Source organism: Streptomyces sp. 6-11-2 (assembly GCF_006540305.1).
Taxonomy (GTDB): Bacteria; Actinomycetota; Actinomycetes; order Streptomycetales; family Streptomycetaceae; genus Streptomyces.
In genome coordinates, this window is the sequence record NZ_BJOR01000001.1 from 6,934,985 (window position 1) to 6,950,185 (window position 15,201).

Genomic DNA, 15,201 nt, shown 5'->3' on the forward strand with positions numbered 1-15,201 from the left:
TCGCGCGGTGCCGGAGACGACGGCGCGGACCTGGGCCTACGACGGCTACGACGCCGCGCAGGAGCGGCTGAGGGAGTCCCTGTGCGCCCTGGGCAACGGTCGCTTCGCCACGCGCGGAGCCCTGCCGGAGTGCGCCGCGGACGAGGCGCACTACCCGGGCACCTACCTGGCCGGCTGCTACAACCGGATCGTCTCCCACGTCGCCGGCCGGCAGGTCGAGAACGAGGACCTGGTCAACCTGCCCGACTGGCTGCCGCTGCGCTTCCGCCTCGCGGGCGGCGCCTGGCTCACCCCGGACACGGCGCCGGTCCTCGAGCACCACCAGGTCCTGCACCTGGACCCGGGCGTGCTGGAGCGCCGTACCCGGTACGGGCTCGGCGACGGGCGGACGCTGACCGTGTGCCAGCAGCGGATCGTGCACATGGCCGACCCGTATCTGGCGGCCCTGCGCACCGAGTTCACCGCCGAGGGCGGCCCGGCGGACCTGGAGGTCGAGGCGGCGGTCGACGGCGGCGTGACGAACGCCGGAGTACGCCGCTACCAGGACCTGGAGGGCCGCCACCTCACCCAGGTGCACACCGGCACCGCGGCCCCGGACACGGTGTGGCTGCGCTGCCGGACCCGGACCTCCGACATCAGGATCGGCCTGGCCGCCCGGCTGACCGCCGACCAGGCGGCCGGACCGGTGGGCACCCGGCACGAGCACCCGCGCGCGATCCAGCGGGTGCGTCTGAGCCTGGTCCCCGGCCGTACCGCCACCCTGGACAAGACCGTCGCCCTGCACACCTCCCGCGACCTGGCGATCAGCGATCCGCTGGACGCGGCGATCGACCGGGTGGGCGCGGCGCCCGGCTTCGCCGGACTGCTGGAGAGCCACCGGACGGCCTGGGGGCGGCTGTGGCGCCGGGCCGCCATCGACGTCCCCGGGGAGCCGGGACGCATCCTGCGCCTGCACCTCTTCCACGTGCTCCAGACCCTCTCCCCGCACACCGCCGACCTGGATGTCGGCGTGCCGGCCCGCGGCCTGCACGGCGAGGCCTACCGCGGCCACGTCTTCTGGGACGAGCTGTTCGTCCTGCCGTACCTGAACCTGCACTTCCCCGAGGTCTCCCGAGCCCTGCTGCACTACCGGCACCGGCGCCTGGAGCGGGCCTGCTCGGCGGCGCGCGCGATCGGCCGGCGCGGCGCGATGTTCCCGTGGCAGAGCGGCAGCGACGGCCGGGAGGAGACCCAGCGGCTGCACCTCAACCCCCGCTCGGGCCGCTGGCTGCCGGACCACTCCCACCTTCAGCACCATGTCGGCTCGGCGGTCGCCTACAACGTGTGGCGGTACTGCGAGGCGAGCGGCGACGCGGAGTTCCTGCACACCAAGGGCGCCGAGACACTGTTCCAGATCGCCCGCTTCTGGGCCGACTCGGCCACCTGGGACGAGCATCTGAGACGCCACCGCATCCTCGGCGTCATGGGCCCCGACGAGTACCACGACGCCTACCCGGACGCCGAGCGGCCCGGCCTCGACGACAACGCGTACACCAACGTCACGGCCGCCTGGGTGCTCGACCGCGCGCTGGAGGCGCTGAGCGTCCTGCCCGAGCCGCGCCGCCGTGAACTCGTCGAGCGCACCGGCGTGGACGGCGCCGAGCTGGACCAGTGGGAGCACGTCTCCCGCACGCTGCACGTGCCCTTCCACGACGGCGTCATCAGCCAGTTCGAGGGGTACGGCGGCCTGGCCGAGTTCGACTGGGCCGGATACCGCGAACGCTACGGCGACATCCGCCGCCTGGACCGGATCCTGGAGGCCGAGGGCGACAGCGTCAACCGCTACAAGGCGTCCAAGCAGGCCGACGTGCTCATGCTGGGCTACCTCTTCTCCCCGGCCGAACTGCGCGCGCTCCTCGGCCGCCTGGGCCACCGATTCGACGAGGACCTGTGGCGGCGCACCGTCGACTACTACCTGGACCGTACCTGCCACGGCTCCACCCTCAGCGGTCTGGTGCACGGCTGGGTCCTGGCCCGCGCCCGCCGCGCCGAGGCATGGGCCTTCGTGCAGGAGGCGCTGCGCAGCGACATCGCCGACGTCCAGGGCGGCACCACCGGTGAGGGCGTCCACCTCGGCGCCATGGGCGGCACCCTCGACCTCGTACAGCGCGGACTGACCGGTCTGGAGACCCGTGAGGGCGCGCTCTGGCTCGACCCCGCCCCGCTGCCGGAGCTGTCCTCCTACGGCGTCTCGATGCGCTACCGGGAGCACTGGGGCGTGCGGCTGCGGCTGGAGCACGGCCGGATCCGGATCGCCGTGCCCGAGTCCGACGGCCCGCCGATCGACGTGCGCCTGGCCGACCGCGCCGTCAGCGTCCAGCCGGGCGAGACGTGCGCCCTGGTGCTGCCCGACTGAACCACGTTCCCGCCACGTTCCCGGCCCCCTCCCGCACGCGCCGCCGAAGAGGCGCGGAAATACCCCGGGGGGTACTCGTGTTAGGGTCTGACGAGATACCCCGGGGGGTAATTCTTCGCTAGGAAGGGAGCGTCCTGTGTTCTTCGTGGAGACGATCGAGCTGGCAGGACTCGGCAACCGCAGCTACCTGGCCGGAGGCGAGCGGACGGCTGTGGCGGTCGACCCGCCCAGGGACGTCGACCGGGTGCTGGCGGCGGCGGCCCGGCACGGAGTGCGCATCGCGTACGTCGTCGAGACGCACGTCCACAACGACTACGTCTCCGGCGGCCTGGAACTCGCCCGGCTGACCGGAGCCGACTACCTCGTCCCGGAAGGCGCCGACGTCCGCTTCGCGCGCACCCCCGTCCGCGACGGCGACACCGTGACCGTCGACGGCGACGCCCGGCTGACCCTGCGCGCCATGGCCACCCCGGGACACACCCCGCACCACACCTCGTACGTCCTCCGGGAGGCCGGCACCGCCCTCGCCGTGTTCACCGGTGGCTCGCTGCTGATCGGCACCGTCGGCCGCCCCGACCTCGTCGAACCGCGGCTGACCGAGGGCCTGGCCCGCGCCCAGCACGCCTCCGCCCGCCGGCTCGCCGCCGCACTGCCCGACGCCACCGCGGTACTGCCCACCCACGGCTTCGGCAGCTTCTGCTCCTCCGGCCAGACGGAGGGCGACAGCACGACCATCGGCCGGGAGCGCGTGGTCAACGACGCGCTCACCCGCGACGTCGACACCTTCGTCGCCGACCTGCTCGAGGGCCTGGACGACGTTCCCGCGTACTACACGCACATGGGACCGGCCAACGCCGCAGGACCCGCCCCGGTCGACCTCACCCCGCCCGCCGTCGCCGACCCCGAGGAGATAGCCGCCCGGCTGGCGGCGGGGGAGTGGGTCGTCGACCTGCGCAACCGGGTGGCCTTCGCCGAGGGGCACGTCGCGGGATCGTTCAACTTCGAGGCCGAGGGCAAGCTCGCCACCTACCTGGCCTGGCTGGTGCCCTGGGGCAAGCCGGTGACGCTGCTCGCCGAGACGCCCGCGCAACTGGCCGACGCGCAGCGCGAGCTGGCCAGGGTCGGCATCGACCGCCCGTCCGCCGCGGCCACCGGCGGGCCGTCCGCCTGGCTCCGTCCGGGCGAGGAGCCCGCCTCCTTCCCGCGGGCCACCTTCGCGGACCTCGCCGAGCGGCACCCGGAGGAGGGCGTCGTCGTACTCGACGTGCGACGCGACTCCGAACGCGCCGGGGGCTTCGTCGAGGGCTCGGTGCACATCCCCGTCCACCAGCTGCGCCGGCGGACCGACGAGGTCCCCGACGGTCAGGTGTGGGTGCACTGCGCCGGCGGCATGCGGGCCGCCGTGGCCGCCTCCCTGCTCGACGCGGTGGGCCGTGACGTGGTCGCGGTGGACGACGGGTTCGAGTCCGCGCAGAAGGCCGGGCTCACCGTACGGACCGAACGGGGGGAGCAGTGCCGATGAGCCCGGTCCACCGCGGTCCCGCCCGTATCACCGCCCCGGAGGCGGCCGCACGCACGGGCCACGCCCCGGCGGGCGGCGCGCCCGGCGGCGGATCCTGCGGCGCCGTGCTCGTGGATGTGAGAGAAGCGCGGGAATGGCGCGCGGGACACGCTCCCGGCGCGCTGCACCTCCCCCTGAGCGCGCTCGCCTCGGACGCCTACCTACCGCCCGAGGCGCGTGGGCGGCTCCTGGTCGTCGTCTGCCGCTCCGGCAACCGCTCCCGGCAGGCCGCCGAACTGCTGACCGCCCGGGGCGCCGACGCCGTCGACGTGATCGGCGGGATGCGGGACTGGGTACGGGCCGGACTGCCCGTGGTGGACCAGCGGGGCGAGGACGGCACGATCGCGTGAGTGCTCTGCTCCTCGCCCTGGCCGCCGGGGCCGTCATCGGCCTGGCGCTGGGCACGCTCGGGGGCGGCGGCAGCGTCCTGGCCGTCCCCGCCCTGATCTACCTGCTCGGCTTCACCCCGGTCGCGGCCACCACCGCGAGCCTGGTCATCGTCACCGTCACCTCGGCCACCGCGCTCGTCGCACACGCCCGGGACGGCCATGTGCACTGGCGTACCGGTCTGCTGTTCGCCGCCGCGGGCGTCGGCCCGGCCCTGCTCGGCGGGGCGGTCGCCGGACGGCTCCCGGACGTCGTGCTCACCGCCGCCTTCGCGCTGGTGGCGGCGCTCGCCGCGGTCCGGATGCTGCGCCCGCGCCCGACGCCCGAGGCGGACCGCCCGGTCCGGCCCGGCCGGGCGGCGGCCGCCGGCGCCGGACTCGGCGCGGTCACCGGCGTCCTCGGCGTCGGCGGCGGCTTCCTCGCCGTACCCGCCCTGGTGGGCGTGCTCTCCCTGCGCATGCGCGCGGCGGTGGGCACCAGCCTGCTGGTCATCACCGTCAACTCGCTGGCCGCGCTGGCGATGCGGGCCGGGACGGCCGACGGGCTGGACTGGGGGGTGATCGCGCCGTTCGCCGGTGCCGCGGTCCTCGCCGCGTGGGACGGCAAGCGGCTGGCCGCGAAGGTGTCCGGGCCGGCGTTGCAGCGGATCTTCGCCGTGGTGCTGCTGGCGGTGGCGGCGTTCATGCTCATCGACGCGGTGGCCCGATGAGCGCCGACCGTCCGCCCCCGTACCGGGCCGTGGGCGGCCCGCCCTCACGCCAGCGACAGGAACAGCTTCTCCATGCGGGCCCGCATCTGCGCGGGGTCCTGGCCGTTCGTCCGCCCGGCCTCGATGTCGGCCACGCACTTCTGCAGGCCGCTGGCGATGATGGCGAAACCCGCGCGGTCCAGGGCGCGGGAGGCGGCGGCCAGCTGCGTCACGACCTCCTCGCAGTCCCGCCCCTCCTCGATCATCCGGATCACCCCGGAGATCTGGCCCTGCGCCCGGCGCAACCGGTTCAGCACGGCCTTGAGGTCCGTGCCCTCGAGCTCCAGTTCCACGATCACTCCTTGCAAAATACCCCTGGGGGTACTGTACGTCCGTCTTCGGGACGACGTCGACCACCCCACCGACCGGAAAGGACCCGTTCTGCCGTGACCGTTCCCTCCACCCCCGTCTCCCTGGCCGTCGAGCAGGCGCACACCAGGCTCGACGAGCTGACCGTCATCGATGTGCGCACGCCCGGCGAGTATGCCGCGGGACACCTCCCGGGCGCCCTCAACATCCCGCTGGACCGCGTCCGGCAGGCGCTGCCCGAGATCCGGCACGCGGCGGGGCGCGGAGAGGTCCTCGTCGTCTGTGCCTCGGGCGCCCGCTCGGTCAAGGCCTGCGTGTACCTGGCCCGGCACGGCGTCGGTGCCGCCACCCTCGCCGGAGGCACCGGGGCCTGGGCGTCAGCGGGTCACGAGCTGCACCGGCCGACGGCCTGCGATACCTCGGCCGGCTGGAGCATGGAACGCCAAGTGCGCTTCACCGCCGGATCGTTGGTGCTGCTCGGCGTGGTGCTCGGACTGCTCGTCCACCCGGCCTTCCTGATCCTGTCGGCGGGCGTGGCGGGCGGACTGGTCTTCTCCGCGCTCACCGACACCTGCGGCATGGCCGTCCTGCTCGCGAAGCTCCCCCACAACCGGCCGCGCGCGGCCCGGCTCGACGCGACGCTCGAGACGCTGCGGAGCAGGTGAGACCGGCGGGGCGGCCGTCAGGCCGCCCCGCCACGATCGGCCGCCCCGCCACGATCGGCCGCCCCGCCGCGACCGGCCGCCCCGGCTCCCACCGGGCCGGCGTTTCCGGCGATGCCGCCTTCCCGCTCGCCGGACCGGCCCCCTCCCGTATGCCGTCCCGTGCGGCGCGGACTCATTCCTCGGGTCCCTCCTCGTGCTCCAGCAGGTGCCCCATGCGGTCGCAGAAGAGATGGCCGAACAGCGCGCCGCCGTAGACGACGAACCCCGCGCCGACCAGCCAGGACTCCACCACCAGGATGGTGCCGATGGCACCGTAGCTGAAGGCGTTGGTCACGATCAGCGGGGTGAACACCAGGAATGAGAAGGCTCGCAGTCCCACCAGGCCCACCATGGTGGCGACGGCGCCGGGGAGGAGGAGCCGCCAGCGCACCTGGTGGCCGAGCAGGAAGTGCGGGCCCCACCAGAAGAACAGCACGCCGATGCCCACGCTCAGCAGCATGCGGTAGGTCCCGTCGAACACGGTGCGGGTGAGCACCTGCACGTACAGGTACACCATGAGCGCGATCAGCCAGACGGCCTGCCGCCAGATCCGGTGCCACGGTCCGGCGGGCAGCCGCCAGACCCGCTCGTAGCCGTTCTGCACGCTCGACGCGAAGGACACGCCGAACACCGCCAGCAGCACCAGACCCCACACGCTGGTGCTGCCCGCCACCTTGCGGGCCGGGCTGAAGACCTCGGAGAGCACGTCGGCGGACCGGCCGGACAGGTCCATGCCGTCGACCAGCCACAACGCGAACCCGCCGTGGTGCAGCGGATCGAGCGCGGCAACCACGATCAGCAACGGGGCGAGGGTGACCAGGGAGAGAGTGGCGAACCCCATCGCCCGGTGCATGAGCTCCAGCCGTTTGCCACGCCGGTAGAGCTCAGCGGCCCACCCCAGGTGTGTCGTCGGGCGATCGGTGGACTCCCGCTCGCTCAACTCGGCCGCCGTGAGCGCCCGTCTCCGCGACCGGTGCCGCTCGACGCCGGGCGGGACGGGGTGGGACGTGACATGACGACGGCGCCTCCTCTCCGAGTGCCGGGTGACCGGCGCACGGCCCCGCGCATACCCATCATCGCGACCCGCCTGCTCGGCCGCACCCGGGCAGGCGGGAATGCGGCAGCGGATCGCGGCGCGGGGCAGGGGGGATCGAGGGCGACGCCCCGTCCGCCGTCATGAGGAGGGATGGCGGACGGCCGAGGTCGACCACGAGCGGGGGGCGGTCACCGCTGGATGCACCTCCGCCGAGAACACCACGCGGATGGTGGTGACCGTGGTGACGGCCGGCGCACCGGACGGTGAGCAGAACGCCGCCGCCGGAGCGGGCGCACCCACCGTCAGCGGAGCCGGCCTGAAGCCGGGCACACCGGGAGCACGGCCGCCCCTCCACGCCCCGCCGGCCGCTCAGCGAGGCCCCTCCCGCCTGTGGACGAGAAGGGCCCCCTTCGCTTGGGGTGAGGCTGTGCCTCAGCGGTCGGTCACATCCTGGTACAGACCATGTGCTCCGAGACCCAGACCCTCTTGCCGTGGCGGGTCTCGAAGTGTGCCTTGACCTTGTGACAGTGGTGCGCGGTCGAGTACGAGGTGGTGCTCTTCGCGGGCGCTGCCGACGCGGTGCCCACGGACACCATGGCCGCGCCGCCCGCCATCACGCCCGCAGCGAGGCCGGTGGCCAGCGCGCGGGTGAATCGACGTCGCATAGCTGGCTCCCTTTCCCTTGGAAATCAGGTATGTTGCCCATTTTTGTCACTGTCCTGAGCGCCTGCATCAGGGCTGGTAGACGGGTCGGCTCCGGGACCTCGGGTCCGTCCTGCCCCGTACAAAGCCGGGCGGTGGCTCGCCATACTGGACGAGGGCCTCCCCGCGGATCGGGCCGCGCCGGGACGGGCCAGGGGGCGGCCCGTACGGCGGGCACGGCCCGGAGAGGCGGGGTACACGGCGACGGGGGCGGCGCGAGATGTCGGAGACCATGCTGATCCAGGGCCGTTACCGGCTGCTCGACACGATCGGGCGCGGCGGCATGGGGGAGGTCTGGCGGGCGCGGGACGAGTCGCTGGGCCGCCATGTCGCGGTGAAGTGCCTCAAGCCGCTCGGCCGGCACCACGACCCGTCCTTCACCCGCGTGCTGCGCGAGCGGTTCCGGCGCGAGGCCCGGGTGGCCGCCGCGCTCCAGCACCGCGGGGTGACGGTGGTTCACGACTTCGGCGAGTCCGACGGCGTTCTCTACCTCGTGATGGAGATGCTCGACGGCCGCAACCTCGGACAGCTGCTGGAGGACAACGACCACCGGCCCCTTGCCGTGCCCGACATCATCGAGATCGCCGAACAGGTCGCCGCCGCTCTCGCCTACACCCACCAACAGGGCATCGTGCACCGGGACCTGAAACCGGCGAACATCATGCGCCTCACCGACGGCACGGTGAAGATCTGCGACTTCGGCATCGCCCGGCTCGGCCACGACATCGGCTTCACCGCCCGGCTGACCGGCACCGGCGTCGCCATGGGCACCCCGCACTACATGTCGCCGGAACAGATCGGCGGAACCGAGGTCGACCAGCGCAGCGACCTGTACTCGCTGGGCTGTGTGCTGTACGAACTCGCTACCGGGGCACCGCCGTTCGACTTCGACGACGCCTGGGCGATCCTCGTCGGCCACCGCGACACCGCACCCGAGCCACCGCGCCGCCACCGCGTCGAACTCCCCGAGTACCTGGAGCGGATCGTCCTCGACCTGCTGGCCAAACTTCCCGAGCAACGACCGGTTGACGCAAACGAGTTGAGCCGCCGTATCATCGCCGGCCGCACGGCGGCGCCGCGGTACGCGCCCACGGTGGCCACCCCGCTCCCACGGCCCCACCCGCCCGAGCCGGCCGGTCGCGACGCCCGCCTGCCGTCGTGGACACGGGGCATGACGACCGGTCACAAGGCGGCCGGAGCCGGAGGGCCGCGCAGCGCACGCCCGGACGCGGCGGGCGGCCTGACCGGTGAGTGGATCCCCCGCGCAGCCGACGGCTCCGCGGAGACCGGGCGGACGCCCGGCGGGTGGCCCGTCCCGCCACCGGAGGCCGTCGGAGCGCTGGCCGACCGGCACCGGGCGGGCCTGAGCCTCGGCCGGCTCGGCCGCTGGGACGAGGCGGCCGAGACGCACCGCGCGGTCGCCGGCGAGCGCGCGCGCCTCCTCGGTCCCGACCACCCCGACACCCTCGCCAGCCGCTACGAACTCGCCTTCGGCCTCAGCCGCACCGGGCGCGCCGCCGAAGCGCTGCGCGAGTACAAGCAGGTGGCCGAGGCGCGGATCAGGGCCCTCGGCTCCGACCACCCGGACACACTCGCCGTGCGCCAGGAGATGGCGTACGTGCTGGGCCGCCTGGGCCGCCACTTCGACGCGCACCAGGTGTACGCCGCGGTGCTCGCCGCGCGCGAGCGCATCATGGGCCCGGACCACCCCGACACCCTGCGCTGCCGGCACAACCTCGCCTTCAGCCTCAGCCGGCTCGGCCGCCTGGACGACTCCTACCGCATGGCCTCCCAGGTCGCCGCCGCCCGCGCCCGGGTGCTCGGGCCGCAGCACCCCGACACTCTGGTCACCAGGTTCGAAGTCGCCTACGCGCTCGGTCAGTTGGGGCGATGGGTAGAGGCCCTGGAGACCTACCGCGACGTCGCCGAAGCACGCGCCCGGGCACTCGGTGCCGACCACCCGGACACCCTGGCCGCCCGCTACGAGGTCGGCATCAGCCTGGGCCGGCTCGGCCGCAGCGCGGAGGCGCTGCGGCTGTACCGCGCCCTGATCGACGACCGCACCCGGGTGCACGGCCCCGCGCACCCCGAGACCCTGCGCGCCCGCCACGGTTTCGGGGTCAACCTCGGCCGGCTCGGCCGCTGGGAGGAGGCCCTGGCCGAGTCCCGCGACGTGTGCGCGATCCGCGGGCGCGAGCTCGGCCCCGACCACCCCGACACCCTGGTCAGCCGCCGCGAGGTCGCGGTGAGCCTCGGCTGGCTCGGCCGCTGGGCCGACGCGCTCACCGAGTACCGCGCCGTGGCCGACGCCCGCGAGCGCGTCCTGGGCGCCGGCCACCCCGACACCCTCTCCAGCCGCACCGACGAGGCCCACTGCCTGGAACAGCTCGGCCGCGGCGGGGAGGCCGTCGAGCTGTACCGCAGGGTCGCCGTCCTGCGCGGACAACGCGCGGCCGACGGGCCCTAGGTGTATTGACCCGCAGCGTTGTTGACGCGGCTGATCGGTGGGTGGCCGCCGAGTGCGGTGTGGCAGCGGTGGTGGTTGTAGGTGTGGAGGAAGTCTGCCAGGGCTTCGGTTCGCTCGCGGTTGCTGGTGTAGGGCCGCAGGTAGGCCCATTCGTCGAGCAGGGTGCGGTTGAAGCGTTCGACCTTGCCGTTGGTCTGCGGCCGGTAGACGCGTGTGTGTTTGCCGGCCGCGCCCAGGTCGGCAAGTGCCTGTCGCCAGGCGAAGCTCTTGCGGTAGGGCCAAGCGTTGTCGGTCAGAACCCGTTCGATGCGGGTCATGCCGTGGGCGTGGAAGAACGCGGCTGCGCGGGTGAGGAAGGCGGCGCAGGTGGCGGCCTTTTCGTCCGGGTGGATCTCGCTGTAGGCCAGGCGGCTGTGGTCGTCGACGGCGGAGTGGACGTAGTCGTAGCCCATGCTGTTGCGGGTGGTGCGGCCGGCCTGGCGGCCCAGCACCCTGTGACCGCCGCCGTCGGGGATTCGGCCGAGTTTCTTGACGTCGACATGGAGCAGCTCGCCGGGTCGGTCGCGTTCATAGCGGCGGATGACCTGGCCGGTGGGCCGGTCCAGGAAGGCGAGTCGGTTCAGGCCGTGCCGGGTCAGGATGCGGTGCACGGTGGAGGCGGGCATGCCCAGGATCGGTCCGATGCGTGCCGGGCCCAGCTTGCGATCCCGCCGCAGCCTGCAGACGGCCGCCTCGGTGGTGGCTGCGGTCCGGTGTGGTGTCCTGCGGGGACGACTGGAGCGGTCGAGGAGTCCGCTCTCGCCCTCGGACCGCCAGCGCCGGATCCACTTGTGGGCGGTGGGGCGGGAGACACCCATCTCCGCAGCGACGTGGGCGACAGGACGGCCGGAACGGACACGTTCGACGAGCAGCCGCCTGCCGTGAACAGTCAGCCGGGCATTACGGTGGGACACGAAGGCCTCCGTGCGGTGAAGATTCGACACCTCCACCACACACGGAGGCCTTCGCCACGATCAAGACCAGATCGCGTTAACAACGCTCGTGGTCAATACACCTAGGGTCTCTCGTTTGGATCATGCCGGGCTCGCGGGCCCTGGCGCCGTTCCCCCAAGCTCTTCGAGCTGGGGGTACCCCCAGCCGCGTTGTCGTCCGTCGGCAGGGCTCCGCCCTGTCGCCCTCCTCCGCCGTGCGATGCACGGCACCGGACCCCGCTCCCTGATCCGGCCTGATCCAAACGAAAGACCCCAGTTGTGCTGTGACCGGAAAGGTTCACCGCGGCGAGAGTGACGGTCCCCTGTTGTGGCGCTGGAACGTCCCTCAACAGCTGGTCTACGACTGGCCGATGGGATGTGCGAGGTTCAGGATCAGGTGGTGACCCATCGCTCTCACGCCTTGAGGCCGAATATCACCAGCACAACCAACACCATGAACAACGCCCAGCCGAGAGCCAGGGCAACCCCCACATACCCGATCCACCGGCTGACCGTGGCGATTACAGGCTCGTCATTGTCCGGGTTCTTCACGATCCCCTCCCAGCGCAGAGGCTACCCGCGTGTCCCGAACTCTTGCGCGGCACGTCCGGCAGCAGGCCCAGCACCAACTACCCCGCCCGCGGCCTTGGTTCGCCCCGCGCGGATCCGGCCCATGGCCACCTCGAGCGCTTCCCGGCAACGGCCGGGATCTAGGCTGTGACCTGCGACCGCCGGCTTTTCGTAAGACCACACAATTCACGATGATCGACGGTGGACGTACCCGTCTCCACACCTGCCCCAACCAGCAAATTCACGATCTACAGCGGGAGTGCTAAGCGTGGCCCTGGCCCGAACAGGCCGTGTTTCAGCAGCCGTCACCGCCCTCGCGGTGACGGTTCTGACCGTCTCAGGATGCAGCGGACAGCAAGAAGACGCCGATCTGTCGGGAACTTCCGCCACCCCGACGCACACCACCACATCGGCAAGCCGCCCCGAGGGGGTGAGCACGACAGAAGACGCATCGCCTGAGCAAACGCCGGCAGTCTCCTCGATGTCTCCTGATCTTCCTCCCGCCGTAGCGACAGCGCCTGCCGCTGCGCCGACGAGAGACGGAGACACCAAGGTCTACACGTTCGGCGACATTGAGATTCGGCTCACCCCGAACGAACTCGGCGTCTACACCGCCATCCACATCCCCAACCTGTCGCGAAGGGCCATGTACTTCTCTGTCACAGTGCGCGTGACAGGGCCGCACGGATACGAGGTGACGATGAAACGCTCCTTCCCCAGCGTGCTGCCAGGGGACTCAGCGCGGGAAGCGGGACTTCTCATTGACAAAGACGAAGCTCCGGTACCAGCCGACCCCGTAGCAGAGATCGTCACATTCGAGCAGACCAACAACGGATAAATAACCCTCTGCCAAGGCCAAGTAACCGTGGTGCTCCTCAGCACAGACGAGGCTGCGGCCGCCATCGGGACGGAGCGAGGTCCGCGTCAAGACCCTCAACCTGGCTCCGTCATTGCACCCGACATCGACCAACAACGACAGAAGCCCACGGCGTCCGAGCTGGTCAGAGCCGTGGGCTTCTTCTGTCCTGCTGGTCAGCCGGACCGCTGGACCGACCCCAGCACTGCTGGGTTACGGACTATGTGCGCTCGTGGCACTTCTATGCCGTCGCGCCACTCGCTCCAACCGTGACGAACCGTCTCAGGCCGTGTGCGAGAGGATGATGGCTGTGGTGAGTTCCTTGCTGGTTGCTGGTCGTCAGATGGTGGCCGGCATCTGTGAAGGCATCGTTGGCGCGGCCTGCTTCGCCTTGACGACGGGTGCAGCAGTACCGGGCTGAGTCCAGCGTTTTCATATGCTCCCCGACATCCATTGGTCATTCACGGAGTCGATCAACGATGGGATTGAGCCAACGTCGGGCCCCGGCCGGAGCCGTCGTCATCTGGGGCCGCATCAGGCAACGTTCGCCCTGTCGACCACGGCTTGTAGCCGCTCGTCGCTCGCGTGGCGCACAGCGGTGGACCGGGCAGCGACGGCGTCCGGTACGCGAGTGCCGCGGCGACCTGGCCGCGCTCGTCGTGGCTGGCCTCCTCCGGGTCGGCGCACCGGGTCAGGCATCGGGCGTGGGACGATGACCTGCTCGACGTCGGCGTCGGTGATCTTCCGCGGGACCCCGGGCCGCGGCTCGTCGGACAGGCCGTCCAGGCCGCGTTCGAGGAACCGGCGCCGCCACGTGCGGACCGAGTCCGGAGAGATGCGCAGCCGGCGGGACACCTCCATGATCGAGTGCCCGTCGGCGCACTCCAGCACGATCCGCGACCGTTGAGCCAGGGCCTGGGCCGTCGTGCGGCGACGCACCCAGCCCTCCAGCACGGCCCGCTGGGCATCGGTCAACGACAACGGCGGAATCTTCGGACCCGGACGACTCATACCGAACCAACGGCAAATCTCCGACTCAGGTCACTAGTGTGATGCGCCTGAAATGGTGGCTCTAAGTCTGTAGGCTAATTTCATGGCGTCTCGGGGTCCTCGTGCAGTCGAAGTCGTGCTGTCTGCCGAGGAGCGTGCGGAGTTGGCACGTTGGGCGGGTGGCGCGGTGTCGGCCCGTGTGGCGGAGCGGGCCCGGATCATTCTGGCCTGTGCGGAAGGTGTCTCAAATACCGGTGTAGCAGCGGACTTCGGGGTATCCACGGAGACAGTGCGCAAGTGGCGCTCGCGATTCGTAGCCCGGCGGATGGCTGGCCTGGTGGACGAGCCGCGGCCGGGCCGGCGCAAGCCGGAGCTGGTGCTTTCCGAGGCCGAGCGGGCAGAGCTGACGCGCTGGGCGCGGCGGGCCAAGACCGCGCAGTTCCTGGCGCTGCGGGCGAGGATCGTGCTGCGGTGCGCGGAAGGCGGGTCGAACAAGGAGGTCGCCGCCGAACTCGGTGTGTCGCACGGAACGGTTAACCGCTGGCGGTCGAGGTTCATCCGCTTGAGGCTGGACGGGCTGAGCGATGAGCCGCGTCCCGGCAGGCCGCCCTCGATTCTGCTGGACCAGGTCGAGGATGTGCTCACGGCGACGTTGGAGTCCACCCCGGGCAAGGACACGCACTGGTCGCGGGCCTCGATGGCGAAGCACTCTGGGCTGTCGAAGTCCACCATCGGGCGGATCTGGAAGAGGTTCGACCTCAAGCCTCATCTCCAGGACGCGTTCAAGCTCTCCACCGACCCGCAGTTCATCGCGAAGGTCGTCGACGTCGTCGGCCTGTATCACCATCCGCCCGAGAAAGCGGTAGTGCTGTGCGTGGACGAGAAGAGCCAAATCCAGGCGCTGGACCGGTCTCAGCCGGTGCTGCCGATGATGCCGGGCATGCCCGAGCGGCGCACCCACGATTACTACCGCCACGGCATCACCAGTCTGTTCGCTGCCTTCAACATCGCCGATGGCAGCGTCATATCGGAGCTGCACCGCCGTCACCGGGCCATCGAGTTCAAGAAGTTCCTTGTCACGATCGACAAGGCCGTGCCCGCCAGCCTCGACGTCCACCTGGTCTGTGACAATTACGCCACCCACAACACCGCCGAGATCAAGACGTGGCTCGGAAAACACCCCCGCTTCCACGTCCACTTCACCCCCACCGGCTCCTCGTGGATGAACCAGGTCGAGCGGTGGTTCGGCCTGCTGACGGACAAGCTCATCCGCCGCGGCGTGCACACCTCCGTGAAGGCACTGGAGCAAGACATCAGGGCCTGGATCGACTCATGGAACGAGAACCCCAGGCCCTTCACCTGGACCAAGACCGCCGACGAGATCCTCAACTCCCTCGCCGACTACCTCACCAAGGTCACTCCGCCAGCCACCGAGAACCAGCGAGAGACTTAAGGTTGTGATTTCGGGCGCATCACACTAGGTCTGCCGTCCCGGATCCGCAGCG

14 protein-coding genes are annotated in these 15,201 nt (G+C 71.5%); 8 read left to right on the plus strand and 6 right to left on the minus strand.

Annotation, left to right across the window (positions count from 1 at the left end):
- The first annotated feature begins 7 nt into the window (after positions 1 to 7).
- The 4 genes from TNCT6_RS31060 (at position 8) to TNCT6_RS31075 (ending at position 5,052) form a co-directional block, all read left to right on the plus strand.
- Positions 8 to 2,395, plus strand: a complete 2,388-nt coding sequence (locus tag TNCT6_RS31060; protein WP_141364299.1) for a glycoside hydrolase family 65 protein — start codon at positions 8 to 10, stop codon at positions 2,393 to 2,395.
- A 136-nt stretch (positions 2,396 to 2,531) separates the two neighbouring features.
- Positions 2,532 to 3,917 carry a rhodanese-like domain-containing protein gene (locus TNCT6_RS31065; protein WP_141364301.1) on the plus strand — a complete coding sequence of 462 codons (1,386 nt, stop codon included), beginning with the start codon at positions 2,532 to 2,534 and terminating at the stop codon, positions 3,915 to 3,917.
- Positions 3,914 to 4,306, plus strand: coding sequence for a rhodanese-like domain-containing protein (locus TNCT6_RS31070; protein ID WP_141364303.1), 393 nt, complete (start codon positions 3,914 to 3,916; stop codon positions 4,304 to 4,306). Before TNCT6_RS31065 ends, TNCT6_RS31070 begins: the two co-directional genes overlap by 4 nt.
- Positions 4,303 to 5,052, plus strand: a complete 750-nt coding sequence (locus TNCT6_RS31075) for a sulfite exporter TauE/SafE family protein (protein ID WP_141364305.1) — start codon at positions 4,303 to 4,305, stop codon at positions 5,050 to 5,052. Before TNCT6_RS31070 ends, TNCT6_RS31075 begins: the two co-directional genes overlap by 4 nt.
- 44 nt (positions 5,053 to 5,096) lie before the next feature.
- Here TNCT6_RS31075 and TNCT6_RS31080 read toward each other — a convergent pair whose 3' ends face one another.
- Positions 5,097 to 5,384: a metal-sensitive transcriptional regulator gene (locus TNCT6_RS31080; RefSeq protein WP_141364307.1), complete on the minus strand. Its 288-nt coding sequence runs from the start codon at positions 5,382 to 5,384 to the stop codon at positions 5,097 to 5,099.
- 93 nt (positions 5,385 to 5,477) lie between these two features.
- Between TNCT6_RS31080 and TNCT6_RS31085 the strand changes: the two genes are divergently transcribed.
- A complete protein-coding gene (locus TNCT6_RS31085) occupies positions 5,478 to 6,065 on the plus strand; it encodes a rhodanese-like domain-containing protein (RefSeq protein WP_141364309.1) in 588 nt (195 codons plus the stop codon).
- A gap of 172 nt (positions 6,066 to 6,237) precedes the next feature.
- Here TNCT6_RS31085 and TNCT6_RS31090 read toward each other — a convergent pair whose 3' ends face one another.
- Both TNCT6_RS31090 and TNCT6_RS31095 read right to left on the minus strand, forming a co-directional pair.
- On the minus strand, positions 6,238 to 6,945 hold the full coding sequence (locus TNCT6_RS31090) for a ribonuclease BN (protein ID WP_373996215.1): 708 nt from the start codon (positions 6,943 to 6,945) through the stop codon (positions 6,238 to 6,240).
- Positions 6,946 to 7,583: 638 nt separating this feature from the next.
- Positions 7,584 to 7,805 (minus strand): hypothetical protein, encoded by a 222-nt coding sequence (locus TNCT6_RS31095; RefSeq protein ID WP_141364311.1) that lies wholly within the window; start codon positions 7,803 to 7,805, stop codon positions 7,584 to 7,586.
- A 257-nt stretch (positions 7,806 to 8,062) separates the two neighbouring features.
- On the opposite strand from TNCT6_RS31095, the gene TNCT6_RS31100 reads away from it, so the two are divergent.
- Positions 8,063 to 10,309 (plus strand): serine/threonine-protein kinase, encoded by a 2,247-nt coding sequence (locus tag TNCT6_RS31100; RefSeq protein ID WP_141364313.1) that lies wholly within the window; start codon positions 8,063 to 8,065, stop codon positions 10,307 to 10,309.
- Here TNCT6_RS31100 and TNCT6_RS31105 read toward each other — a convergent pair.
- The gene (locus tag TNCT6_RS31105; RefSeq protein WP_141364315.1) at positions 10,306 to 11,262 is read right to left on the minus strand and encodes an IS481 family transposase; all 957 of its coding nucleotides are present in this window, start codon (positions 11,260 to 11,262) and stop codon (positions 10,306 to 10,308) included. The genes TNCT6_RS31100 and TNCT6_RS31105 overlap by 4 nt on opposite strands.
- A 432-nt stretch (positions 11,263 to 11,694) precedes the next feature.
- Positions 11,695 to 11,832 carry a hypothetical protein gene (locus tag TNCT6_RS40160; RefSeq protein ID WP_172633111.1) on the minus strand — a complete coding sequence of 46 codons (138 nt, stop codon included), beginning with the start codon at positions 11,830 to 11,832 and terminating at the stop codon, positions 11,695 to 11,697.
- 286 nt (positions 11,833 to 12,118) lie between these two features.
- Between TNCT6_RS40160 and TNCT6_RS31110 the strand changes: the two genes are divergently transcribed.
- Entirely contained in the window at positions 12,119 to 12,688 is a 570-nt protein-coding gene (locus TNCT6_RS31110) for a hypothetical protein (protein ID WP_141364317.1), read from the plus strand.
- Positions 12,689 to 13,240: 552 nt separating this feature from the next.
- Here TNCT6_RS31110 and TNCT6_RS41225 read toward each other — a convergent pair.
- The gene (locus TNCT6_RS41225; protein WP_253266284.1) at positions 13,241 to 13,687 is read right to left on the minus strand and encodes a helix-turn-helix domain-containing protein; all 447 of its coding nucleotides are present in this window, start codon (positions 13,685 to 13,687) and stop codon (positions 13,241 to 13,243) included.
- A gap of 112 nt (positions 13,688 to 13,799) precedes the next feature.
- Between TNCT6_RS41225 and TNCT6_RS31120 the strand changes: the two genes are divergently transcribed.
- Positions 13,800 to 15,149 (plus strand): IS630 family transposase, encoded by a 1,350-nt coding sequence (locus TNCT6_RS31120; RefSeq protein WP_141364319.1) that lies wholly within the window; start codon positions 13,800 to 13,802, stop codon positions 15,147 to 15,149.
- Positions 15,150 to 15,201: the final 52 nt, after the last annotated feature.